The organism is Aeromonas sp. ASNIH5 (assembly GCF_002902865.1).
In the GTDB taxonomy this organism is placed as follows: domain Bacteria; phylum Pseudomonadota; class Gammaproteobacteria; order Enterobacterales; family Aeromonadaceae; genus Aeromonas; species Aeromonas caviae.
The window spans coordinates 3,110,090-3,132,500 of the sequence record NZ_CP026122.1; the positions used below are offsets into that span (position 1 = coordinate 3,110,090).

Here is a 22,411-nt window from a genome sequence, read left to right on the forward strand (position 1 = left end):
GGGTCTTCGGATCCCGATTTTTTACAGTTCTGTAATGTTCAGGGGTAGGTTGGTGAAGCAGAAAATAGCCTTGGAAGGTTTGACGCTGGCCTTGGCTATGCTCGTTTGTCAGCTGGTCCTGATCCTGGCGATCGCCACCGTCTGGTTTTATCAGGCGGGAGAGTTCGCCGGACAATCCTCTCTCTACGGAGGGGGGATGTACTGGGTTCCTCAAGCCCTGTTCACGCTCTGGGTTCTGCGCCGCAAGGTGACGAAAGAGAGCGTAGGCCTGGTTTTGCGGGACTTTTATGGTGGGGCAGGGATTAAGCTCATTACTACAACAGGACTTTTCGCCCTGCTGTTTGGCGCCGGGATTGAGGTCGACACCGCCTCGTTCTTCGCCACTTATATCCTCGCCCTCGTTGTACAGTGGATAGTTTCATTCACGCTTAACAACCACTATTAGGAAAACTCATGTCTGCAACCGGAGAAGTCCTGACTCCTCAGGGATATATCTCCCACCACCTGACCCACCTGCAGGTAGGGTCCGGGTTCTGGACGGTGAATATCGATTCCATGATATTTTCCGTCGTGCTAGGCGCCCTGTTTATCTGGTTGTTCCGCAAGGTTGCCGTCAAGGCCACCAGCGGTGTGCCCGGTAAGCTGCAGTGCTTTGTGGAGATGCTGGTCGAGTTTGTGAATGGTAACGTCAAGGACATCTTTCATGGTCGCAACAAGGTCATCGCACCTTTGGCCCTGACGGTGTTCGTGTGGATCTTCCTGATGAACTTCATGGACCTGATCCCCGTTGACTTTATCCCTCACGCTGCACAGTTGATGGGTGTTCCCTATCTGCGTGTGGTTCCCTCTGCTGACGTTAACATCACCATGTCCATGGCTTTGGGCGTGTTCTTCTTGATCCTGTACTACAGCATCAAGGTCAAGGGTATCAGCGGGTTCGTGAAGGAGCTGACGCTTCAGCCTTTCAATCACCCTGCTGCCATCCCGGTTAACTTCATCCTTGAAACCGTCACGTTGATTTCCAAGCCTGTTTCATTGGGTCTGCGACTGTTCGGCAACATGTATGCTGGCGAACTGATCTTCATCCTGATTGCGGGTTTGTTACCCTGGTGGTCACAGTGGATCCTGTCCGTGCCTTGGGCAATCTTCCACATCCTGATCATCACTTTGCAGGCGTTTATCTTCATGGTTCTGACCATCGTCTATTTGTCGATGGCGCAGGAAGACCATGGTTGATGCAACTCAAATAATCCTTTTTATACAATCAATTACATCTAAATAAATGGAGATCCTCATGGAAAACTTGAACATGGACCTGCTGTACATCGCTGCTGCAATGATGATGGGTCTGGCGGCTATCGGCGCCTCCATCGGTATCGGTATCCTGGGTGGCAAGTTCCTGGAAGGTGCAGCTCGTCAACCTGACCTGATCCCTGTTCTGCGTACCCAGTTCTTCATCGTGATGGGTCTGGTGGATGCGATCCCGATGATCGCCGTTGGTCTGGGTCTGTATGTGATGTTTGCGGTTGCCTAAGTCATTACGACTCACGCAGAACCCATTAACTAACTAAAGAGGACATCGGCTGTGAATATCAACGCCACCCTCCTCGGCCAAGCAGTTGCTTTTTTCATCTTCGTAGTGTTTTGCATGAAGTACGTATGGCCGCCGCTGATGGCTGCCATCGAAGCCCGTCAGAAAGAAATCGCTGACGGCCTCTCTTCTGCAGAGCGTGCCAAGAAAGATCTGGAGCTGGCCAAGGCCAACGCCACCGATCAGCTGAAAGAAGCCAAGCTTCAGGCTGCTGAAATCATCGATCAGGCCAACAAACGCAAGGCCCAGATCATTGATGAGGCCGCTGTCGGAGCCCAAGCTGAGCGGGAGAAAATCCTGGCTCAGGGCCGTGCAGAGATCGAAGCTGAACGTCATCGTGCCAAAGAAGAACTGCGCAAGCAGGTTGCTGCTCTTGCCATCGCGGGTGCAGAGAAGATCCTGGCACGCCAAATCGACCAGGCTGCCAACAGCGACATCGTCGACAAACTGGTAGCAGAACTGTAACGGGAACGGGGCTATGTCTGAACTGACTACAATCGCTCGCCCCTACGCCAAGGCTGCTTTCGAGTTTGCCGTTGAGCACAAGGCGGTTGACCAATGGCTGGAGATGCTCGATTTCGCCGCTCAGGTGGCAGAAAACGAGACTATGCACAGCCTGGTAAACGGCTCCGTTGCTGCCGAAGAACTGGCAAAGCTGTTTGTCGGTGTCTGCGGTGAGCAGCTCAACGAGCACGGTCAGAACCTGATCCGGGTGATGGCCGAGAATGGTCGCTTGGGTGTGCTGCCGGCGGTCGTTGCCGAATTCGTCGCGCTCAAGGCTGAACTGGACAAAGAAGTTCAGGCTGACGTGATTTCGGCGATCGAACTGACCGACCAGCAGAAAGCCAATATTCAGGCTTCTCTGGAACAACGTCTCGCGCGCAAAGTGAAGCTGAATTGCAGCACAGATGCGTCCTTGATGGCCGGGGTGCTCATCAAGGCCGGTGATCTCGTTATCGACGGCACGGTCCGCGGTAAGCTGGATCGCATGGCCGATGCGCTGCAATCTTGATTGGGGTATTAGAGCATGCAACTGAATTCCACTGAAATCGCCGAGCTGATCAAGCAGCGCATTGCGCAGTTTGATGTCAAAAGCGAAGCGCGTAACGAAGGTACCATCGTTTCTGTAAGCGACGGTATCATTCGTATCCACGGTCTGGCCGATGCCATGCAGGGTGAGATGATCGAGCTGCCGGGCAACCGCTTCGCTCTGGCATTGAACCTGGAGCGTGACTCCGTTGGTGCCGTAGTAATGGGTCCCTATGCCGATCTGGCCGAAGGGATGAAGGTAAAGGGTACCGGCCGCATTCTGGAAGTGCCGGTCGGTCGTGGTCTGTTGGGCCGGGTGGTCAACACCCTGGGTCAGCCGATCGACGGTAAAGGTCCGGTAGACAACGACGGCTTCTCGCCGATCGAAGTGATCGCCCCGGGCGTTATCGAGCGTAAGTCTGTTGACCAGCCAGTCCAGACCGGTCTGAAAGCCATCGATGCCATGATCCCTATCGGTCGTGGCCAGCGTGAGCTGATCATCGGTGACCGCCAGGTTGGTAAGACCGCCATCGCCATCGACACCATCATCAACCAGAAAGATTCCGGCATTAAGTGCGTCTACGTTGCGATCGGCCAGAAGGCCTCCACCATCGCCAACGTGGTGCGCAAGCTGGAAGAGCACGGCGCCCTGGCCAACACCATCGTGGTCGTGGCTTCTGCCTCCGAAGCGGCTGCTCTGCAGTACCTGGCTCCCTACGCCGGTTGCTCCATGGGCGAGTACTTCCGTGACCGCGGCGAAGACGCACTGATCATCTATGATGACCTGTCCAAGCAGGCCGTTGCCTATCGCCAGATCTCCCTGCTGCTGCGCCGTCCGCCTGGACGTGAAGCTTACCCGGGTGACGTCTTCTATCTGCACTCCCGTCTGCTGGAGCGTGCTGCTCGCGTCAACGCCGAGTACGTAGAGAAGTTCACCAATGGTGCCGTGAAAGGCCAGACCGGTTCCCTGACCGCCCTGCCGATCATCGAAACCCAGGCCGGTGACGTCTCCGCGTTCGTTCCGACCAACGTGATCTCCATCACCGACGGCCAGATCTTCCTGACCTCCCAGCTGTTCAACTCCGGTATTCGTCCGGCGGTTGACCCGGGTATCTCCGTATCCCGTGTGGGCGGTGCTGCTCAGACCAAGATCGTCAAGAAGCTGTCCGGTGGTATTCGTACCGCGCTGGCCCAGTACCGTGAACTGGCGGCATTTGCCCAGTTCTCTTCCGACCTGGACGATGCTACTCGCAAGCAGCTGGATCACGGTCAGAAAGTCACCGAGCTGATGAAGCAGAAGCAGTACTCTCCGATGAGCGTGGCCCAGCAATCCCTGGTGCTGTTCGCCGCCGAGAAGGGTTATCTCGCCGATGTCGAACTGAGCAAGATCGTCGACTTCGAAGCCGCTCTGCTCTCTTACGCCAATACCCAGCATGCCGAGCTGATGGCTGAAATCAATGCCAAGGCCGACTACAACGACGCGATCGTTGGCAAGCTGACTGCGTTGCTGGATGACTTCAAGGCAACCCAGACCTGGTAAGCGTGTGTGGCAGCGCAAGCTGCCACCTGATGGAGAGAAGAGATGGCCGGCGCAAAAGAGATACGTAACAAGATCGGGAGTGTGAAGAACACTCAGAAGATCACCAGCGCTATGGAAATGGTGGCAGCTAGCAAGATGCGCCGTGCGCAGGAACGCATGTCTGCCAGCCGTCCGTACGCTGAAACCATGCGCAAGGTGATCGGCCATATCGCTCAGGGGAACTTGGAATACAAGCACCCCTACCTCATCGAACGTGAGGTGAAGCGAGTGGGTTACATCGTCGTCTCCACCGACCGTGGCCTGTGTGGTGGTCTGAACATCAACCTGTTCAAGGCTGCCCTCAATGATATGAAGCAATGGAGCGCGAAAGGTGCCAAGGTTGACCTGGCATTGATCGGTAACAAGGCCTCCAACTTCTTTGAACGGCACGGCGCCAAGGTGAAAGCCCACGTCTCCGGACTGGGTGACAACCCGAGCGTCAATGACCTGATCGGTTCAGTGAAGGTCATGCTGAAGGCTTACGACAACGGTGAGATTGACAGGCTGTATCTGGTGTACAACAAGTTCGTCAACACCATGGTTCAGCAACCAAAAGTCGATCAACTGCTGCCTTTGCCCGTAACAGAAGACAGCAAGCTCGCCAAGAAGCACCACTGGGACTACCTCTATGAGCCGGATCCCAAGCAACTGCTGGATACCCTGCTGATTCGCTACGTCGAATCCCAGGTCTACCAGGGTGTGGTAGAAAACTTGGCAAGTGAACAGGCAGCCCGAATGGTTGCCATGCAAGCCGCGACTGACAACGCCGGCAACCTGATTAACGATCTGCAACTGGTATACAACAAGGCCCGTCAGGCCAGTATTACCCAGGAGCTCACAGAGATCGTTTCCGGTGCTGCTGCGGTGTAAGGCAAGGGTTATCAAAGGTTTAGAGGATTTGACATGAGTAACGGTTTCATCGTCCAAATCATCGGCGCTGTGGTGGACATCGAGTTCCCGCAGAATGCCGTGCCCCAGGTGTACGATGCACTGAAGGTTGTCAGCGAAGGCCAAGGCCAGGGTCTGGTACTGGAAGTTCAGCAACAGATCGGCGGCGGCGTCGTGCGTTGCATCACCATGGGTTCCTCCGACGGTCTGCGTCGTGGGTTGGAAGTAGTTAACAGCGGCAAGGCCATCCAGGTACCGGTCGGTACCTCGACCCTGGGCCGTATCATGAACGTACTGGGCGACCCCATCGACGAGAAGGGTCCGATCGGCGAAGAAGAGCGTTGGTCCATCCACCGCGAAGCCCCCAGCTACGAAGATCAGTCCAACAGCACCGAGCTGCTGGAGACCGGCATCAAGGTTATCGACCTGGTATGTCCGTTCGCCAAGGGTGGTAAGGTTGGTCTGTTCGGCGGCGCCGGTGTCGGCAAGACCGTCAACATGATGGAGCTGATCCGTAACATCGCGATCGAGCACAGCGGTTACTCCGTGTTCGCCGGTGTAGGTGAGCGTACCCGTGAGGGTAACGACTTCTACCACGAGATGATGGAGTCCAACGTACTGGACAAAGTATCTCTGGTTTACGGTCAGATGAACGAGCCGCCCGGAAACCGTCTGCGCGTGGCGCTGACCGGCCTGACCATGGCCGAGAAGTTCCGTGACGAAGGTCGTGACGTGCTGTTCTTCGTGGACAACATCTACCGTTACACCCTGGCCGGTACCGAAGTATCCGCACTGCTGGGCCGTATGCCCTCCGCAGTAGGTTACCAGCCGACCCTGGCCGAGGAGATGGGTGTTCTGCAAGAGCGCATCACCTCCACCAAGACTGGTTCCATCACCTCCGTACAGGCCGTTTACGTGCCTGCGGATGACTTGACCGACCCGTCTCCGGCGACCACCTTCGCCCACCTGGATGCGACCGTCGTACTGTCCCGTCAGATCGCGGCTCTGGGTATCTACCCGGCCGTTGACCCGCTGGACTCCACCTCCCGTCAGCTGGATCCGCTGGTGGTTGGCAAGGAGCACTACGAGACCGCTCGTGGCGTTCAGACCGTACTGCAGCGCTACAAGGAGCTGAAGGACATCATCGCCATCCTGGGTATGGATGAACTGTCAGAAGAAGACAAACTGACCGTAGCCCGTGCCCGTAAGATCGAGCGTTTCCTGTCCCAGCCGTTCTTCGTGGCCGAAGTATTTACCGGTTCTCCGGGCAAATACGTGCCGCTGAAGGAAACCATCCGTGGCTTCCAGGGCATCCTGAAGGGCGAGTATGACGATCTGCCGGAGCAGGCGTTCTACATGGTTGGCGGCATCGACGAAGTCGTCGAGAAGTCCAAGAAACTGTAAGCCTCGATAGGAGGGCCCATGGCTGAGATGATCTCCTTTCACCTGGATGTGGTGAGCGCCGAAGGAAAACTGTTTTCCGGTCGCGTGCAATCTGCCCAGGTATCAGGCTCCGAAGGTGAGCTGGGTCTCCGCCACGGTCATGCTCCGTTGCTGACTGCCATCAAGCCGGGCCTGGTCCGCTTGATCAAGCAAAATGGTAGCGAAGAGGTGCTGTACATCTCCGGCGGCATGCTGGAAGTACAACCCGAAGCCGTGACCGTGCTGGCCGATACCGCCATTCGCGCCGACGATCTGGATGAGGCGAAAGCCCAGGAAGCCAAGCGTCGTGCCGAAGAGCGGATCAACAGCTCCCATGGTGATATCGACTATGCTCAGGCGTCTGCCGAGCTGGCCAAAGCGATGGCCCAGTTGCGGGTTATCGATATCGTCAAAAAGAATTACCGTTAATCACGGTGATGCAAAAAGCGACCTTCGGGTCGCTTTTTTTTTGCCCGTTGGATAGACTCCGCCCAGCATTTCCACCTGTTTCAAAGGCTAGCTATGTCTCTCAACGTCGTGATCCTGGCTGCGGGCAAAGGCACCCGCATGCGTTCCTCCCTGCCCAAGGTGCTGCACCCCGTGGCCAACAAGCCCATGGTCTCCCATGTGATCGATACCGCTCGCCAGATTGGTGCCGAACAGTTGCACCTGGTCTATGGCCACGGTGCCGAGCTGCTGAAGGAGCGGATCCAGGCATCCGACCTGAACTGGGTGCTGCAGGCCCAGCAACTGGGGACCGGCCATGCCGTCGCCCAGGCCATTCCGTTCTGGCATGACGAAGACGACGTGCTGGTGCTCTACGGCGATACCCCGCTGATCCAGCCCGAGACCCTGCAACGGCTGCTGGCCGCCAAGGCCGACGATGGCATGGCGCTGCTGACCGTGGTACTGGACAACCCGACCGGCTATGGCCGCATCGTGCGGGAACATGGTCAGGTGGTCGGCATTGTCGAGCAGAAGGATGCCAACGCCGAGCAACTTGCCATCCGCGAAGTGAACACCGGCGTGTTGGTGGCCAACGGTGGTCAGCTGCGTAGCTGGCTCTCCCGCCTGGACAACAAGAATGCCCAGGGCGAGTTCTATCTGACTGACGTCATCGCCATGGCCCATGGGGATGGTTGTGCCATCGCCGCCGTCCACCCTGACAGCGCCATGGAAGTGGAAGGGGCCAACAACCGGGTGCAGCTGGCTGCGCTTGAGCGCAGCTACCAGCAGATGCAGGCCGAGAAGCTGATGATCGCCGGCGCCACCCTGATCGATCCGGCCCGTTTCGATCTGCGCGGCACCCTGGAAATCGGGGAGGAGGTGGTGATCGACGTCAACGTCATCATCGAAGGCAAGGTGGTGCTGGGTAATCACGTGCGCATCGGTGCCGGCAGCGTATTGAAGGATTGCGTCATCGGCGACCACACCGAGGTGAAACCCTACTCCGTCATCGAAGGTGCGCAAATTGCCGACCAGTGCTCGGTCGGGCCCTTTACCCGCCTGCGCCCGGGTGCCGTGCTGGAGCAGGATGCCCATGTCGGCAACTTCGTCGAGATGAAGAAGGCCCGGCTGGGGGTGGGCTCGAAGTGCGGTCATCTGACCTATCTGGGGGATGCGGACGTCGGCGCCAAGGTGAACATCGGTGCTGGCACCATCACCTGCAATTACGATGGGGTGAACAAGTTCCAGACCATCATCGAGGACGACGTTTTCGTCGGCTCCGATACCCAGCTGGTGGCGCCGGTGCGGATCGGCAAGGGGGCGACCCTGGGGGCGGGTTCCACCATCACCAAGGATGTGGCGGAAAACGAGCTGGTGATCACCCGGGTGCCCCAGCGCCACATTCCGAACTGGCCCCGTCCGGTCAAGAAGAAGTGATGCCCGATCAATGAAATGCAAACCGGCGCCCGAGGGCGCCGGTTTTTTTGCTTATGGCTGATGGCTGGTGTCACTGGTCGATGGCTGGGGGGCCGCCCATGCGGTGGCGGAGGGACTGCTCTCCATCACCTGATACCAGTCGAGCTTGCGAGTCAGCCCCATGACAAGCGCCAGGGTGGCGAACAGCAGCAGGGCGCCGAGCAACAGGGCTGTCTCCTCGGCCTGCAGCAGCCCGAACAGAATGGCGTAGACCAGCCCCAGCAGGGCGGCGAATCCCATGCCCTGTTTCGGGCCGCCCAGCACATGGCTCAGGTAGAAGCCGTTGAGGGCCACACTGGCCAGGGCGGCAATGAGATAGGCCCAGGTAAAGCCGAGATGCTCGGTCAGCGCCAGCAGCACCAGATAGAAGATGGCCAGCCCCATGCCCACCAGCGCGTACTGGATGGGGTGTACCCGCAGCCCCTTGAGCAGCTCGAACATGAAGAAGCTGATGAAGGTGAGGCCGATGAACAGCAGGGCATATTTGGCGGCCCGCTCGTTCAGCTGATAGTGATCCACCGGTTGTACCAGGCTGACGCTGAATGACGGCAGTTTGGTGCCCGCTCCCTTCATCATGCGGTTGAAGCGGCTCTCCATGTCGGTGGCGAACCAGCTGGTCTGCCAGCTTGCCTCGAACCCTTGATCCGCAAGGGTGCGTTCACCGGGCAGAAAGTCGCCGAGAAAATTGGGATGGGGCCAGTTGCCGCTCAGGTGAAACCGGCTGTCCTGTCCGAGCGGCACCACTTCCAGCGCGTTCATGCCCTGCAGATCCAGCTCGATGTGAAAGCGGCCATCTTCGTCTGGCAAGGCGTCGAGCGGGGCATGGATCCCCACTCGCCAGTCCCCCAGCTGGGCACCAGGGGCAAACGGGATGCGTTGCTCCCCCCATTGCAGTTCGGGTACGCGGCTGATGCCCCGGGCATCGGAGAGGATCAGGCTGAGATAGGGTTTGCCCGGCACCAGGGCGGGATCCGCCGGGTCGAAGCTCAGGTTCGGGTTGCCGGCCACCAGTCCCTTGTCAGCCAGGCTGGTGGGCATCAGGCCGGAGAGGGAGAGGCGACTGTGATAAATCTGGGCCTGATAGATACCGAGCTTGCGCGGGGTCACCTCCATGCTGGCCCGCACGTCCAGCCTCTGGGGCAGCAGGTAGCGATAGACCTGCTCCTTGCGAACGAAATGTTTGCCATCCTGCTCGACGGTGACGGTCCGGGTATAGGGCTGTACCAGTACGGGTCCCATCAGGCGCTGGGGCCCGCTGTGGCTGGCCATGATGCTGTGAATGGCCTGACTGCGATAGGCCTGGCGCTCCCGATTCAGCTCCATGATGGCGTGAACCGGGATCATCATCAGCAGGCAGAGCAACAGCAGCAGGGCGATCTTGTGGGTGAAAATCTGTTTGACCATGACACGTCTCCTTGTTGTTGAACGGGAGTGTGCCGGAGTCGTGTGAAGGGAGGATGGGGCAGTGTGAAGCGGTGGTGAAGGGGGATAAAAAAAGGTTCATCGCGGCTTTCCGGGGAAGGCCGCCTTGATTTTCAGAAAAAAGTATTCTGAGTCCCTAAATCCATATGCCATACGCTTTATCACTTTGATCTTGTTGTTCACCCCTTCCAGCACACTCGTGTGCATCGGGTAGTTTGCACTCGCCAGGATCCCCCGCATATATTTCGATAAATTTCGACCAAATCGTTGCAGCGGCGCTAGCCCGCTTTCCTTCACCTGCCGCATCCAGCTCCGCCATCGTCGCCATCCTTCCCACACGCTCGGCGCATACCAGATGCCCTTCAACCCCTCTTTCAGCACGTACACCATCGCCAGCGGTTGATTCGCCGCCAACAGCTCCTGCAACTTCACATCCTGTTTTTCACTCAACTTCGCCCGATTACGTAGCAGCAACCAACGCGCACTTTTGACCACTTTTCGCGCCGGTTTATCGCTTTTCAGTGCATTCGCCTGCTCCACTCGCACCCGGTCCACCACCTCTCGGCCATAGCGAGCCACCACGTGGAACAGGTCGTAGACCACCTCCGCCTGCGGGCAGTGTTGCTTCACCTCCAGGTCGAACGCCGTGTTCATGTCCATCGCCACCGCTTCAATCTGCTGGCATCGCTCGCCGAGCTGCTCGAAGAAGGGACGGATAGCGGCCCGGCTGTTGCCGTGCCCCACCCACAGGACGCGGGTTCGCTCGGCATCCATGATCACGGTGGCATAGCGGTGTCCCTTGTGCAGGGCAAACTCATCCATCACCAGCCGCCGCACCTCCCCAAGTTCGATGGTGCCCACACTGGTCTGCAAACGGCGCTTGTCGATCTCCTTGATGGTGTGCCAACCGACCCCGGTGAGCTGGCTGACATGGCGGATGGGGAGGTACTGAACGAGCGCTTCAATCCAGCACTGCATGCGCCGGGTGAGGCGGGAGCCAGAGGGGAGCCAGTCGATATGTTCACTGACGCGACCACAGCGCAGACAGTCGACGCGGCGAACAGGCAGTTGTAACCAGACTTGTCGGTCAAATAGGTCTCGCTCACGCACCCGGCGGATACGTTGGTCGTGGATCAATGGCGTGGGTTGCAGGCATCGGCGACAACGGGGCAACAGGTCGGCGCGAGGCTCAAGGGTAAACAGGGTGTGATGGTTGGCAGAAAGCGCTTGGGCGATGACGGTATAACCTGGCCAGAAGGAGGCAATATCAATATGATGCACGGCGACAGCAGGGTGATGGTGGTGGTGTGTTTGGAGACAGCCAGTTTACCAGCACCCTGTCTGTCAACTTCCACTTCCCCAAGATCCCGCGAAGAACCTAAAAAAACCGGCGCAAGGCGCCGGTTTTGCTGGCATCAGAGTGTCTTCAACCGGGCCGGCAGGGCGGCGAACACCTCCTCCCTGGCCTTGAGGGAAGCGAACTGCTTGCCCGGCGTCTGGATGACGGTGTGGACGAAGATGAGCGTCTTGTCCTGTTTGCTGGCCCAGCCGACGAACCAGCCGATCTGCTGCTCCCTGTCCAGGCTGCCATCCAGCTGCTTGGGGTAACCCATGCCGGTCTTGCCGTGGATCTGCCAGCCGTCGATGTCGGGCTGACGCATCAGGTTGGCGGTATGGCGCAGGGTCTTGGCGGAGACCGGCAGCTTGCCGCTCACCATCTTGCCAAGGAAGCGGGCTTGCTCCTGGGGGCTGATGGCGAGGCTGGCGCTGAGCCAGGCCTGGGTCAGACCGTCGTGCTTGCCCGGGTTGCCTTCGAGATCCCGGTTGCCGTAGTCGAAGCTCTCCACGTAGTGCTGGAAGCGAGCTTCTCCCAGCCACTCGGTGAGGCGCTGCGAGTACCAGATGACCGAGAATTGCATCCAGCTGCTCGGGGTGGTGGTCTGTTTCCACTCCGGCAGGAAATCAGGATCACCGGCCTTGAACGGCAGGGCCGGCAGTTGTTCATCCACCAGAAAGCCGCTGTCATAGCCCATCAGTGCCAGCGGGATCTTGAAGGTGGAGGCCGGGGTCAACTGGGCGGCACAGTCCCCCTGGGTGCTGACGGGTTTGCCGGTGCCGTCGGCAAACAGCATGCAGCCAGAAGCGGCGCTGGCAGGCAGTGCACAGAAGAGGCCAGCGGCAAGCAGACCGGACAACAGCATACGGGGCATATCTATCTCCTTGATTAATATGAATGCGCATCGATGGGGACGGTCGTCATCGAGGAGGTGCAGCTTAGCCCGGCTCTGTGTGCTTGGTGTGAAGTGTCCTCAGTTGCCGGGCAGCCAGAGTGTGGCCAGCACCCCCCCGTCCGGCTGATTGGCAAGAGCAAGATGGCCGCCGTGCTGGCGTGCCACCTCCATGGCAAAACTGAGCCCGAGGCCGCTGCTTTTTCCCTTGTCTGGCCTTGGCAGGGAGTAGAAACGCTCGAAAATCCTGGGCAGCGCAAAGTCGGGAATGCCTGGCCCCTGATCCCGCACCCGGAAGCAATAACCCCCCTCCTCCATGGCGCCGCTCAGCACCAGGGTACTGCCGACGGGGGCGAAATCGAGGGCGTTGTCCAGCAGGTTGCCAAGGGCCTGCTCCACCAGCAGGGGATCCCACTTCTGCTTCTGACCTTCCCCCAGCTCGGCGTGCAGGGAGATCTGGCGGCGCTGGGCCTGGATCTGGCGGGCGTCGAGCACCCGTCTGCCCAGCCGGGCCGGCTCGACGGATTGTCTGTCCAGCCCCTGCCCTGATTCGAGGCGGGCGAGTTGCAGCATGCGCTCGATCAGCTGCTGCATGCGGGCCGTCTCCAGATTGATGTTGCCGATAAAGCGCTTTGCGATGTCCGGCGGCGGCGCCTCGGCCAGGATCTCCCCCGCCCCGCGAATGGCCGCCAGCGGGCTTTTGAGCTCGTGGGTCAGGCTGTGGACATAGGCCTCGATATAGGCCTTGCCGTCCAGTTGGCGGCGCATGGTCTCCAGGGAGTGGCCTAGCCTGTCCAGTTCGGGGCTGTAGAGGCGCGGCAGGCTGGCGGGCTGACCCTGGCTGATTGCATCTGCATAGTGCACCAGCTTGCCGATGGCGCGGTTGAGCCACCACACCAGCAAGGCGCCGATGAGCAGCGAGATGAACAGCAGCAGGGCCGCCCCTTTCAGCAACTGGTCTTCGCTGCGCTCTATCATGGGCTGCAGGGTGCTGTTGGGCTTGGCGACGGTGAGGGAGCCGATGATCTCGGCCCCTTCCCGCAGCGGAGCTGCCACATACATGGTCGAGCTGGCAGCATCGTCGGGATCGGTGCGGGTGCTGCGGGCGCCATATTCGCCACGCAGGGTCAGGTAGACGTCGTTCCAGCGCGAGTAGTCCTTGCCCAGATCCACCCCGTCCGAGTCGTAGACCACCCTGCCTTTTGCGTCGGTCACATAGATGCGGTACTCCGCCTGTTGCTTGAGGTGGCCATCGATGAGGGCATTGATGGGACTCTGGTTGAGGCGGGCGAAGGCGCTGGCCAGCCGGCCATTCGCCATCTTTCCTTCCTGCATGTCGTCCAGGGCCAGGGGGGCCAGCATCTGGGCCATGTCCACCAGGGTATCTTCGGTGGCGCTGCGTACCCCGGGCTTGATCTCCTCGACGAAGATCTCCAGCACGAACCAGGCGGCCAGGGCGAAGATCAGCACCAAGCCGCACAGCAGTTGCAATCCGATTCTCATCTCATCCCCCTACCGATGCCCGGCCACCCCGAGTTCATGCCAGCTCCAGACTGTAGCCCAGCCCGCGGTGTGTCAGGATCAGGTTGGCGTCAGGGTCCCGCTCCCGCAGCTTGGCTCTCAGGGTCTTGATGTGGGTGTCGACGGTGCGATCCAGACTCTCTTCCGCATCCTGCCACACCAGATCCATCAGCTGCTGGCGGGAGTAGACCCGACCCGGCGCCAGCATCAGGGTCTTGAGCAGCAGGTACTCATAGCGGGTGAGCGTCAGGGGCTGGCCCAGGAAGCAGATCCGTGCCCGCTCCTCGTCCAGGGCGAGTGGCTGTATCGGCTGGTAGGGGGCGGGCTGGCTGCGGCGCAGGATGACCCGCACCCGGGCGCATACCTCACGGGGCGAGAAAGGTTTGGCCACATAGTCGTCTGCTCCTATCTCCAGCCCGATCAGCCTGTCTATCTCCTCGCTGCGGGCGGTGAGAAACATCAGGGGAATATCGGTCAGTGCCCGCACCCGCTTGCACAGTTCGAAACCGCTGATGTCCGGTAGCCTCACATCCAGGATCAAAAAATCCGGTCGCGTCTGTTCCAGTCGCGCCAGCAACGGCTGACCGAGGGGAAACCACTCCACCTCGAAACCATCGGTCTGCAGGGCATAGATCAGGGTATCGGCAATGCTGGCTTCATCTTCCACCAGCCAGATGAGTCGTTTTTGCATGGCGTCCTCGTCGCAAATCGGCTCCTCATTCTGGCATCGAACCAAATCGGATCCTATTTGCCGTTTGATTTTTCCCGAAAAGGCATTAATATTTCGCCATTCTTTCGAATCGAAATTTAAAGATGACCAAACGCAACACACAGCAGCGCCGTCACACCATAGTGAGTCTGGTGCAGGAGCAGGGGGAAGTCAGCGTCGATGCCCTGGCCAAACACTTCGCCACCTCCGAAGTGACCATCCGCAAAGATCTGGCGGTGCTGGAGACCGGTGGCCTGTTGCTGCGTCGCTACGGCGGTGCCGTTCCCCTCCCCAGCGAGATGGTGGTGGACAGCAACCCGGAACAAGTTTCGAATCGAAAGCTGGCCATTGCCCGCGCCGCCGCCGAGCGGATCCGCGATCACAACCGCGTCATCATCGACAGCGGCAGCACCACCAGCGCCATGATCCCCATGCTGGGCAACAAGCGCGGCCTCATCGTCATGACCAACTCCCTCAATGTGGCTGGTGCCCTGCGCGAGCTGGAAAACGAGCCCACCCTGCTGATGACTGGCGGGACCTGGGATCCCCATTCCGAATCTTTCCAGGGGCAGGTGGCGGAGCAGGTGCTGCGCTCCTATGACTTCGACCAGCTCTTCATCGGTGCCGATGGCATCGACCCGGAGCGGGGCACCACCACCTTCAACGAGCTGGTGGGCCTCTCCCGGGTCATGGCCGAAGTGTCGCGGGAGGTCATCGTCATGGTGGAGTCGGAGAAGATCGGCCGCAAGATCCCCAATCTCGAGCTGCCCTGGTCCGGCATCCATACCCTGGTGACCGACGAGGGGCTGAGCAATGCGGCCAGAGAACAGATTCAGGCCAGGGGGATCACGCTGATTTGCGCCCCCGTGGCCGTGTGATTTGAACAAACCATTATCCAACCGAATTAACGTCTTACGTTTCAAGGAGAAGTCTATGTGTGGCATCGTCGGGGCCGTCGCCCAACGTGATGTGGCTGAAATCCTGGTAGAGGGCCTGCGCCGTCTGGAATACCGTGGCTACGATTCGGCTGGTGTCGCCGTGTTCAGCGCCGACCAGCCGCTGCAGCGGGTGCGTCGCCTCGGCAAGGTAGCCGAGCTGGCCAAGGCTCTGGAGGAGCAGTCCGTCCACGGTGGTACCGGCATTGCCCACACCCGCTGGGCTACCCATGGCGAGCCGTCCGAGCGCAATGCTCACCCCCACGTCTCCGAGCATATCGTGGTGGTGCACAACGGCATCATCGAGAACCACGAAGAGCTGCGGGAAGAGCTCAAGGCGCTGGGCTATGTGTTCAGCTCCGACACCGACACCGAGGTGATTGCCCACCTGGTGCACCACGAGCTGAAATCCGCCCCCAGCCTGCTGGCGGCCATGCAGGTCACGGTGAAGCAACTGCGCGGCGCCTACGGCACAGTCGTGATGGACAGCCGTGACGACAGCCGCGTGGTGGTGGCCCGTTCCGGCTCCCCCCTGGTGATCGGCCGCGGCATCGGCGAGAACTTCATCGCCTCCGACCAGATGGCCCTGCTGCCGGTGACCCGCCGCTTCATCTTCCTCGAAGAGGGCGATGTGGCCGAAGTGACCCGCCGCGACGTGCACATCTTCGATACCCACGGCGAGGCCGTGGTGCGCGAGGAGTTGGAGTCCGAGCTCTCCCACGATGCCGGTGACAAGGGTGAATACCGCCACTACATGCTCAAGGAGATCTACGAGCAGCCCAAGGCCATCACCAATACCCTGGAAGGCCGCCTGGGCAGCGATCACGTGGTGGTCGAGTCCTTCGGCAACGGCGCCCGTGCCATTTTCGACAAGGTCGAGCACGTCCAGATCGTCGCCTGCGGCACCTCCTACAACTCCGGCATGGTGGCGCGCTACTGGTTCGAAGAGATCGCCGGCGTCTCCTGCGACGTGGAGATCGCCTCCGAGTTCCGCTATCGCAAGTCGGTGGTGCGTCCCAACAGCCTGCTGGTGACCCTCTCCCAGAGCGGCGAGACTGCCGATACCCTGGCCGCCCTGCGTCTGGCCAAGGAGTCTGGTTACATGAGCTCCCTGGCCATCTGCAACGTACCAGGCTCCTCCCTGGTGCGCGAATCCGACCTAGCCTTCATGACCCGGGCTGGTGCCGAGATCGGGGTGGCGTCCACCAAAGCGTTCACCACCCAGTTGGCTGGTCTGCTGATGCTGGTGGCCTCCGTCGGTCACTGCCGTGGCAACCTGAGCGCCGCCGCCGAGGCCGAACTGGTCAAGGCGCTGCAAGCCCTGCCTGTGCGCATCAAGGAGAGCCTGGCACTGGCCAAGCAGATCGAGACTCTGGCCGAAGAGTTTGCCGACAAGCACCATAGCCTGTTCCTCGGTCGTGGCAGCCAGTACCCCATCGCCATGGAAGGGGCGCTCAAACTCAAGGAAATCTCCTACATCCACGCCGAGGCCTATGCCGCCGGTGAGTTGAAGCATGGCCCGCTGGCGCTGATCGATGCCGAGATGCCCATCATCGTCGTAGCGCCGAACAACGATCTGCTGGAGAAGCTCAAGTCCAACGTGGAAGAGGTGCGTGCCCGTGGCGGTATCCTCTATGTGTTCGCCGATGCGGACGCCGGTTTCAAGAGCGACGAGACCATGCGGGTGATGAGCCTGAACCACGTGGAAGAGATGATCGCGCCGATCGTCTATACCGTGCCGTTGCAGTTGCTCTCCTACCACGTCGCCCTCATCAAGGGCACCGACGTGGATCAGCCGCGCAACCTGGCCAAATCCGTGACTGTGGAATAAGCCGTCGCCGGAAATGAAAAAAGAGCCGCATTGCGGCTCTTTTTGTTTGTCTGGCTTGGTGGCCGTTACGACAGTCGCAGGTTGGTGATGGTCACATCGTCCAGCGAGGGCACTATGATGCCGCTGGAGATGCTCTTGGCGATCGCCTGGTTGCGGTTGCGCGAGTCCGTCTTGTTGGTGACCTGATTGAGGTGGAAGTTCACGGTTCGCTCGCTGATGCCGAGGATGGTGGCGATCTCCCAGGAGGTCTTGCCCTCGCTGGCCCAGAAAAGGCACTCCTTCTCCCGATCCGACAGCTCGGCCAGGTATTTCATCAGGTCTGGTCTGGCCTTGATGAGGGTCAGGGCCGAGTTGAAGATGTAGCTGGCGCAGAATGACAGCAGGGGAACGTTTTCAAACATCAGATCGGAATTGGACTTCTCCTTGCTGATGAAAGAGAGGATGCCGTGTTCCCCCTGCGGCGTGTGCAGCGGGAAGGAGACGCCGTTCCTCACCCCGAAGTCGGCGGCCAGGTTCATCACCTCCCTGCTGGCGCTGGGCAACCAGGGGGCATCGCAATCGAGCTTGTTCCAGAAGATGGGCTGGGTCTGCTTCAGTCCCAGGAAGACGACCGGATCCTGGGTCAGGTAGTGCCGTTCCGAATAGGCATCAAACCAGCTGGTGGGGCAGTTGTTGAACAAGGCCACATGGGATTTCTGCATGCTGATGGGGAAAATAATCAGCAAACGGAAGTAATCAAACCCCATCTGATGACTGAAGCGCTCCAGTTGTTGCTGGATCTCGCTGGTCTTCTTCGCCTTGGTGAACCGATCTATGTGTTCCCAGATCGCATCGTTAAACATGTAAGTCTCCTTTTTCGATCACTTATCTTGCTGATCGAAAAGACATTTTTTAGTTATTTAAAATGGTGTTGCGACTACCAACGCCAGTTATTCCCGTACTTGTCTAAAAAGTATCCTGTTTTTTCGGCCAGAGGCCAAGAAAATCATCTGATTGCCAGTGACCCTACTCTTTGAGACAATGAGAATAGTTATCATTGTTAAGATTTATATCATGAACAAGTTTTGGGGTCTGGCCTTGTTACCCATGGCCGTTCATTGCGTCGTGTCCGCCGACGAGGTGGTTGCGCCAGCATTGAAGAACAGTATCGCCGACGGGAAAGCCTCCCAGCTGCGTGTGGAGAAAGCCGCCGATGGCGCCGTCGCCGCCAGGATTGAGCTGCAAAATGCCCAACTTCAACTGCGGGATCTGGAAGCCTACAACCGCTACATGCAGTCTCTGGTGGCCGATCAGCAAAACGAGCTGGGCAAGCTGAACCAGCAGTTGGAGGCGGTACAGGAGACCAGACAGGGGCTTGTCCCCCTGATGCTGCAGATGCAAGCCGATCTGGAACAGCTGGTACAGGATGACATCCCGCTGCGCAGGGAGGATCGTCTGGCGCGGGTTGCTGCCTTGAAAGCGACGCTGGCCAGAGCCGATGTGAGCGAGGCGGAGAAGTTCCGCCAGCTATTGCAGGCCTATCAGATTGAAGCCGAATACGGCAGCAGACTGGACCATTATTCCGCCGAGCTGGTGCTGGATGGCGCACCGCGCCGGGTCGACGTGCTGGCTCTGGGCCGGGTCTCCCTGCTGGCGATGACCGCCGATCGCTCCCAGGCGTGGCGCTGGTCTGCGCAGAGCAAGCAATGGCAAGCCCTCGACGGCCAGTGGCTCTCCCCCATCGCCGAGGCGTTGGAAATGGCTGCTGACAAGAAAGTTCCCCAGTTGTTGAATGTCCCCCTTTCCGTCAGCCGTGGTCAGGAGGCCCAGTCATGAGCGTCACCATGAAGTGGTTACCCCTTGCCCTCGCCCTCTCTCTGGGCACCACAGCCGCCGTGGCCGAGGAAGCCTGGCAGCAGCAGGAACAGGCCCGTGAACAGCAGGCACAGCAGGATCTGGCGTCCGTCTCCAGGGAGCTGAACAGTGCCCGCACCAAGCTGGCCGAGGCCCAGCGCCTGAGCAAGGAGCTGGCCAGCCAGTTCGCGGCCAATGAAAAGCAGCTGGTGGAGCTCAATACCCAGTGGGAGCAAGCCTCCGGCGACATGAACGACATCTTTGCGGTCACCCGTCAGGGCGCCAGCGATGCGGTCAAGTTGCTGAGCGAATCCGCCGTCGAGGGCCAGTATCCTGATCGTCTCGCCCCGCTGAAAACCATGGCACAGGATAAACAGGTGCCTGATCGCGCCGCCCTTGCCCTGCTGCCAGCCACCTTGCTGCAGGAGATCCGCGAATCGGGCCGGGTTGCCCAGTTCAATGGCAAGGTGCTCGATGCTCAGGGCGTTGCCAGCGAGCAGACGTTGACCCGGATCGGCAGCTTCGCCCTGCTGGGCGATGGTGGTTTCTTGCAACCGGGGGCCGAAGGCCTGAGTCCGGTGCTGGGCCTGCCAGGCAGCGTGCTTTCCGCTGTGGCCGCTTATCAGGGTCAGGAGGGAGAAGCGTTGCCGCTGGATCCCTCCCACGGTGTTCTGCTCGATATGCTGGCCCAGGCGCCCACCTTCTGGCAGCAAGTCCAGCAGGGCGGCCAGGTCGGCGCCATCATCGTGCTGCTGGCAGCCATCGGCCTGGGGATCGCTGGAGTACGGCTGTGGAGCCTCTCTCGCGAACTGGGTCGGGTTCGTCGCCAACTCAAGAGCGGTGAATATCATGCCGACAACGCCCTCGGCCGGGTGCTGACGGTGGCTGACAAGCATCCAGAACTGAGCATGGAGACCCTCGAACTGCGTCTGGATGAGGCGATCCTGCAGGAGACCCCTCGCCTGGAGCGCGGCATCGGCATGGTCAAGGTGATCGCGGCCATCGCCCCCATGCTGGGTCTGCTCGGCACCGTGACCGGTATGATCGGCACCTTCCAGGCTATCACTCAGTTCGGTACCGGCGATCCCAAGATCATGGCGGGCGGCATCTCCATGGCCCTGGTCACCACGGTGCAGGGTCTGGTAGCGGCCATTCCGCTGATCCTGGCCCACAGCCTGTTGCAGTCCCGTTTCACCGAGCTCTCCAACGTGCTGGAACAGCAGGTGGCCGGGATCCTGGCCGAGCGGGCCGAAAGCAATGGTGACAGGGTGGAGCGGGTAGCATGATGCTCGACATCTGGCAGCAGTTGCAGAGCTTCATGGGCCGTGGCGGCCCGGTGCTCTGGGTCATTCTGGCCTTGCTGGTGCTGATGTGGATTCTGATGATCGAGCGGCTGCTCTACCTCAACTTGGGGTTTGCACCGTTGCAGCGTCAGCTGCTGGGCCGCTGGCAGGCGCGTCGCGAGCGTCACAGCTGGCACGCTCGCGCGATTCGCGGGCGCTGGCTGGCAGAAGTGGAGCTGGCGCTCAACCGTCATCTGATCTTCATCCGCACCCTGGTGGTGCTCTGCCCCATGCTGGGGTTGCTGGGTACAGTGACCGGCATGATAGGCGTATTCGATGCGCTGGCTGCGGCCAACCGCTTTAACCCGGAGAGCATGGCGGGCGGGATCTCCCGCGCCACCATCCCCACCATGGCAGGCATGGTGGTGGCCCTCTCCGGCGTGTTGTTACTTAGCCGGCTCGAGAGTCAGGCCAAGCGTGCGCTGGCCAAGACCCGGGACGGCCTGCGAGAAGAGAAGGTAATGCAATGAGACGGCAATCCAAACGCCAGCGCGATGAAGTGCAGATCGACATGACCCCCATGCTGGATATCGTCTTCATCATGCTGATCTTCTTCATCGTGACCACCTCCTTCGTGCGCGAAGCCGGGCTTGAGGTACACAGACCCCAGGCCAGCCAGGCCAAGGCGCAGAAATCGTCCAGCATCATGCTGGCGATCGGCGCTCAGGGGCAGATCTTCCTCGACCGCAAACAGGTGGATGTGGAGCGGGTGCAGGCCACCCTCGCCCGACTGTTGGCGGAGCAGCCCGAGGCAAGCCTGGTGATCCAGGCCGATGAACGGGTACCCCACGGCAAGGTGGTGCGGGTGATGGATGAAGCCAAGGCGGCAGGCATCGACAACATCGCCGTGGCGGTGGCACCGAAATGAAACACAAGTTGATGAGCCTGGGACTGGGGATGACCCTCAGTCTGGGCATCCTGTTGTTCATGGCCACCCTGGTGGAGCCGCCCGGAGGGGAGAAGGCGACCACAGAGCAGAAATCCATTGTCATCAACATGCAGAACGAGGTGACTGAGGTACAGGTGCGTGAGCGGCCGGTACCCCAGGAGCCGGAACCCTTGCCGGAGCCGCCTGCCGCGCTGGCTTCGACACCGATGCCCATGCCGGCGGCGGCCCCGCTGCCTTCGGTACAGCCGAGCCTGGATCTGGTCTCGACCCTGAGTGCGGTACAGGTCTCTGCCCCTGGCGTGGCGACCAGTCCCACTCCGGTCGCGAGCGGCAATTTCCATGGTCAGCAGCAGGGTACCGGGATCGGTGCCGGCGACATGCTGATGCCGCTGCAACGGGTTGAGCCTGTTTATCCCTACCGGGCCCAGCAGGCCGGCATCGAGGGGTCCGTGACCTTGCGTTTCAGCGTCGATGCCGACGGCCGGGTACAGGATGTGGAGGTGGTCGAGGCGAAGCCGAAGCGTCAGTTCGAGCGAGCGGCCATTCAGGCGATCAACAAGTGGCGCTATCAGCCGAGGCCGGGCGCCACCGACAAACTGGTGCAAGTCATCACGCTCAAATTCAAATTGGAGTCATAACCATGTTGCGGATCTGGATCTGTCTGCTGGCCCTGGTCAGCCAAGCCTGTCTGGCGATGGAGGTGAGCCCTCATTTCTCCCGCCAGCTGGAGCCCGTGATGAAGCTCTATCAATCCGGCCAGTGGCAACAGGCCCAGAGCAAGGCGGCTGTGCTCAAACCCGGTTCCGAGGCTGAGCACGCCTGGCTGGCGCAGTTACAGGCCTCTCTGACCGCCAATCTGCAGCAGACCGCACAGGCGAGTCGCTACGTGGAGCAGGCTCTTGCCTATAAAGAGTGGCCAGAGCAGCAACGACTTCAGTTGTTGCGTCTGCGCGGGGATATCCAGGCCCAGCAATCCAACTGGTCCGGCGCCATCGCCAGCTACAAGGCCGCATTGGCCATCAAGGCTGACGATACCTTGCGTCTGCGCTTGGCTGGCCTCTATTACCACAACAAGCAGTACGGCGAGGCAGCCAGCCAGAGTGAACAACTGTTGAAGAAAAGCTGGCAGAAGCAGGCAGCCATCATCCGCCTCTCCTCCCTCACTGCATTGCAGCGTTACGGCGTGGCTGCGGATCAGGCCGAAGAGTTGATCCACCGCGAGCCGAAAGAGAGCAAGTGGTGGCAGCAGGCTGTGTCGCTCAATCTCT

The 22,411-nt window shown here is 60.0% G+C and carries 24 protein-coding genes (1 of these 24 only partly in view); 18 read left to right on the forward strand and 6 right to left on the reverse strand.

What is annotated here, in order from left to right:
• Positions 1-34: 34 nt before the first annotated feature.
• From C2U30_RS14525 to glmU, 10 genes are all read left to right on the forward strand, one after another.
• Complete coding sequence (locus C2U30_RS14525) at positions 35-445, forward strand: ATP synthase subunit I (RefSeq protein WP_010672267.1); 411 nt, start codon at positions 35-37, stop codon at positions 443-445.
• Between the two features lie 8 nt (positions 446-453).
• Positions 454-1,236, forward strand: a complete 783-nt coding sequence (gene atpB, locus C2U30_RS14530) for a F0F1 ATP synthase subunit A (RefSeq protein WP_010672266.1) — start codon at positions 454-456, stop codon at positions 1,234-1,236.
• A 58-nt stretch (positions 1,237-1,294) separates the two neighbouring features.
• Positions 1,295-1,534: a F0F1 ATP synthase subunit C gene (gene atpE / locus C2U30_RS14535; protein ID WP_010672265.1), complete on the forward strand. Its 240-nt coding sequence runs from the start codon at positions 1,295-1,297 to the stop codon at positions 1,532-1,534.
• 51 nt (positions 1,535-1,585) lie between these two features.
• The gene (gene atpF, locus C2U30_RS14540) at positions 1,586-2,056 is read left to right on the forward strand and encodes a F0F1 ATP synthase subunit B (RefSeq protein WP_010672264.1); all 471 of its coding nucleotides are present in this window, start codon (positions 1,586-1,588) and stop codon (positions 2,054-2,056) included.
• Between the two features lie 13 nt (positions 2,057-2,069).
• Positions 2,070-2,603 (forward strand): F0F1 ATP synthase subunit delta, encoded by a 534-nt coding sequence (gene atpH, locus C2U30_RS14545; RefSeq protein WP_010672263.1) that lies wholly within the window; start codon positions 2,070-2,072, stop codon positions 2,601-2,603.
• 15 nt (positions 2,604-2,618) lie between these two features.
• Positions 2,619-4,160 carry a F0F1 ATP synthase subunit alpha gene (gene atpA / locus C2U30_RS14550; RefSeq protein ID WP_010672262.1) on the forward strand — a complete coding sequence of 514 codons (1,542 nt, stop codon included), beginning with the start codon at positions 2,619-2,621 and terminating at the stop codon, positions 4,158-4,160.
• 42 nt (positions 4,161-4,202) lie between these two features.
• The gene (gene atpG / locus C2U30_RS14555; RefSeq protein ID WP_010672261.1) at positions 4,203-5,069 is read left to right on the forward strand and encodes a F0F1 ATP synthase subunit gamma; all 867 of its coding nucleotides are present in this window, start codon (positions 4,203-4,205) and stop codon (positions 5,067-5,069) included.
• 33 nt (positions 5,070-5,102) lie between these two features.
• A complete protein-coding gene (gene atpD, locus C2U30_RS14560; RefSeq protein WP_010672260.1) occupies positions 5,103-6,491 on the forward strand; it encodes a F0F1 ATP synthase subunit beta in 1,389 nt (462 codons plus the stop codon).
• Between the two features lie 18 nt (positions 6,492-6,509).
• Positions 6,510-6,938 (forward strand): F0F1 ATP synthase subunit epsilon, encoded by a 429-nt coding sequence (locus C2U30_RS14565; RefSeq protein ID WP_010672259.1) that lies wholly within the window; start codon positions 6,510-6,512, stop codon positions 6,936-6,938.
• A gap of 93 nt (positions 6,939-7,031) precedes the next feature.
• Entirely contained in the window at positions 7,032-8,393 is a 1,362-nt protein-coding gene (gene glmU / locus C2U30_RS14570) for a bifunctional UDP-N-acetylglucosamine diphosphorylase/glucosamine-1-phosphate N-acetyltransferase GlmU (RefSeq protein WP_103243994.1), read from the forward strand.
• Between the two features lie 51 nt (positions 8,394-8,444).
• Here glmU and creD read toward each other — a convergent pair whose 3' ends face one another.
• From creD to blrA, 5 genes are all read right to left on the reverse strand, one after another.
• On the reverse strand, positions 8,445-9,836 hold the full coding sequence (creD, locus tag C2U30_RS14575; RefSeq protein ID WP_103243995.1) for a cell envelope integrity protein CreD: 1,392 nt from the start codon (positions 9,834-9,836) through the stop codon (positions 8,445-8,447).
• Between the two features lie 96 nt (positions 9,837-9,932).
• Positions 9,933-11,135 carry an ISL3-like element ISAeme19 family transposase gene (locus tag C2U30_RS14580; RefSeq protein ID WP_076611394.1) on the reverse strand — a complete coding sequence of 401 codons (1,203 nt, stop codon included), beginning with the start codon at positions 11,133-11,135 and terminating at the stop codon, positions 9,933-9,935.
• Positions 11,136-11,269: 134 nt separating this feature from the next.
• The gene (gene blaOXA, locus C2U30_RS14585; protein ID WP_103243996.1) at positions 11,270-12,064 is read right to left on the reverse strand and encodes a class D beta-lactamase; all 795 of its coding nucleotides are present in this window, start codon (positions 12,062-12,064) and stop codon (positions 11,270-11,272) included.
• A gap of 99 nt (positions 12,065-12,163) precedes the next feature.
• Positions 12,164-13,585, reverse strand: a complete 1,422-nt coding sequence (gene blrB / locus C2U30_RS14590; RefSeq protein WP_103243997.1) for a beta-lactam sensor histidine kinase BlrB — start codon at positions 13,583-13,585, stop codon at positions 12,164-12,166.
• Between the two features lie 34 nt (positions 13,586-13,619).
• Positions 13,620-14,294, reverse strand: a complete 675-nt coding sequence (gene blrA, locus C2U30_RS14595) for a beta-lactam response regulator transcription factor BlrA (RefSeq protein WP_103243998.1) — start codon at positions 14,292-14,294, stop codon at positions 13,620-13,622.
• A 122-nt stretch (positions 14,295-14,416) separates the two neighbouring features.
• Between blrA and C2U30_RS14600 the strand changes: the two genes are divergently transcribed.
• Both C2U30_RS14600 and glmS read left to right on the forward strand, forming a co-directional pair.
• Positions 14,417-15,190, forward strand: coding sequence for a DeoR/GlpR family DNA-binding transcription regulator (locus tag C2U30_RS14600; RefSeq protein ID WP_010672253.1), 774 nt, complete (start codon positions 14,417-14,419; stop codon positions 15,188-15,190).
• A 55-nt stretch (positions 15,191-15,245) separates the two neighbouring features.
• Positions 15,246-17,078, forward strand: coding sequence for a glutamine--fructose-6-phosphate transaminase (isomerizing) (glmS, locus tag C2U30_RS14605; protein WP_103243999.1), 1,833 nt, complete (start codon positions 15,246-15,248; stop codon positions 17,076-17,078).
• 65 nt (positions 17,079-17,143) lie between these two features.
• Here the strand turns inward: glmS and C2U30_RS14610 are convergent, their stop codons facing one another.
• Entirely contained in the window at positions 17,144-17,920 is a 777-nt protein-coding gene (locus tag C2U30_RS14610; RefSeq protein ID WP_010672236.1) for a LuxR family transcriptional regulator, read from the reverse strand.
• A 211-nt stretch (positions 17,921-18,131) separates the two neighbouring features.
• Here C2U30_RS14610 and C2U30_RS14615 point away from each other — a divergent pair, with 211 nt between their 5' ends.
• The 6 genes in view from C2U30_RS14615 to C2U30_RS14640 are tightly spaced (at most 2 nt apart) and all read left to right on the forward strand, a layout consistent with a single transcriptional unit that may run on beyond the window.
• Positions 18,132-18,893: a DUF3450 domain-containing protein gene (locus C2U30_RS14615; protein ID WP_182976204.1), complete on the forward strand. Its 762-nt coding sequence runs from the start codon at positions 18,132-18,134 to the stop codon at positions 18,891-18,893.
• Positions 18,890-20,197, forward strand: a complete 1,308-nt coding sequence (locus C2U30_RS14620) for a MotA/TolQ/ExbB proton channel family protein (RefSeq protein ID WP_103244000.1) — start codon at positions 18,890-18,892, stop codon at positions 20,195-20,197. The genes C2U30_RS14615 and C2U30_RS14620 overlap by 4 nt, the downstream gene beginning before the upstream one ends.
• A complete protein-coding gene (locus C2U30_RS14625; protein WP_041214167.1) occupies positions 20,194-20,724 on the forward strand; it encodes a MotA/TolQ/ExbB proton channel family protein in 531 nt (176 codons plus the stop codon). Before C2U30_RS14620 ends, C2U30_RS14625 begins: the two co-directional genes overlap by 4 nt.
• Entirely contained in the window at positions 20,721-21,122 is a 402-nt protein-coding gene (locus C2U30_RS14630) for an ExbD/TolR family protein (protein ID WP_069651569.1), read from the forward strand. Before C2U30_RS14625 ends, C2U30_RS14630 begins: the two co-directional genes overlap by 4 nt.
• Positions 21,119-21,781: an energy transducer TonB gene (locus C2U30_RS14635; RefSeq protein ID WP_102948975.1), complete on the forward strand. Its 663-nt coding sequence runs from the start codon at positions 21,119-21,121 to the stop codon at positions 21,779-21,781. Before C2U30_RS14630 ends, C2U30_RS14635 begins: the two co-directional genes overlap by 4 nt.
• 2 nt (positions 21,782-21,783) lie before the next feature.
• Positions 21,784-22,411, forward strand: the 5' portion of a protein-coding gene (locus tag C2U30_RS14640; protein WP_199767280.1) for a tetratricopeptide repeat protein. The gene runs 551 nt beyond the window's last position; only the first 628 of its 1,179 coding nucleotides appear in the window; it begins with the start codon at positions 21,784-21,786; the stop codon falls past the right edge of the window.

Coding starts and splice junctions, on each gene's coding strand:
- C2U30_RS14525 (WP_010672267.1), top strand. CDS start 35: ATGTTCAGGGGTAGGTTGGTGAAGCAGAAAATAGCCTTGGAAGGTTTG.
- atpB (WP_010672266.1), top strand. CDS start 454: ATGTCTGCAACCGGAGAAGTCCTGACTCCTCAGGGATATATCTCCCAC.
- atpE (WP_010672265.1), top strand. CDS start 1,295: ATGGAAAACTTGAACATGGACCTGCTGTACATCGCTGCTGCAATGATG.
- atpH (WP_010672263.1), top strand. CDS start 2,070: ATGTCTGAACTGACTACAATCGCTCGCCCCTACGCCAAGGCTGCTTTC.
- atpA (WP_010672262.1), top strand. CDS start 2,619: ATGCAACTGAATTCCACTGAAATCGCCGAGCTGATCAAGCAGCGCATT.
- atpG (WP_010672261.1), top strand. CDS start 4,203: ATGGCCGGCGCAAAAGAGATACGTAACAAGATCGGGAGTGTGAAGAAC.
- atpD (WP_010672260.1), top strand. CDS start 5,103: ATGAGTAACGGTTTCATCGTCCAAATCATCGGCGCTGTGGTGGACATC.
- C2U30_RS14565 (WP_010672259.1), top strand. CDS start 6,510: ATGGCTGAGATGATCTCCTTTCACCTGGATGTGGTGAGCGCCGAAGGA.
- glmU (WP_103243994.1), top strand. CDS start 7,032: ATGTCTCTCAACGTCGTGATCCTGGCTGCGGGCAAAGGCACCCGCATG.
- creD (WP_103243995.1), bottom strand. CDS start 9,836: ATGGTCAAACAGATTTTCACCCACAAGATCGCCCTGCTGCTGTTGCTC.
- blaOXA (WP_103243996.1), bottom strand. CDS start 12,064: ATGCCCCGTATGCTGTTGTCCGGTCTGCTTGCCGCTGGCCTCTTCTGT.
- blrB (WP_103243997.1), bottom strand. CDS start 13,585: ATGAGAATCGGATTGCAACTGCTGTGCGGCTTGGTGCTGATCTTCGCC.
- blrA (WP_103243998.1), bottom strand. CDS start 14,294: ATGCAAAAACGACTCATCTGGCTGGTGGAAGATGAAGCCAGCATTGCC.
- C2U30_RS14600 (WP_010672253.1), top strand. CDS start 14,417: ATGACCAAACGCAACACACAGCAGCGCCGTCACACCATAGTGAGTCTG.
- glmS (WP_103243999.1), top strand. CDS start 15,246: ATGTGTGGCATCGTCGGGGCCGTCGCCCAACGTGATGTGGCTGAAATC.
- C2U30_RS14610 (WP_010672236.1), bottom strand. CDS start 17,920: ATGTTTAACGATGCGATCTGGGAACACATAGATCGGTTCACCAAGGCG.
- C2U30_RS14615 (WP_182976204.1), top strand. CDS start 18,132: ATGAACAAGTTTTGGGGTCTGGCCTTGTTACCCATGGCCGTTCATTGC.
- C2U30_RS14620 (WP_103244000.1), top strand. CDS start 18,890: ATGAGCGTCACCATGAAGTGGTTACCCCTTGCCCTCGCCCTCTCTCTG.
- C2U30_RS14625 (WP_041214167.1), top strand. CDS start 20,194: ATGATGCTCGACATCTGGCAGCAGTTGCAGAGCTTCATGGGCCGTGGC.
- C2U30_RS14630 (WP_069651569.1), top strand. CDS start 20,721: ATGAGACGGCAATCCAAACGCCAGCGCGATGAAGTGCAGATCGACATG.
- C2U30_RS14635 (WP_102948975.1), top strand. CDS start 21,119: ATGAAACACAAGTTGATGAGCCTGGGACTGGGGATGACCCTCAGTCTG.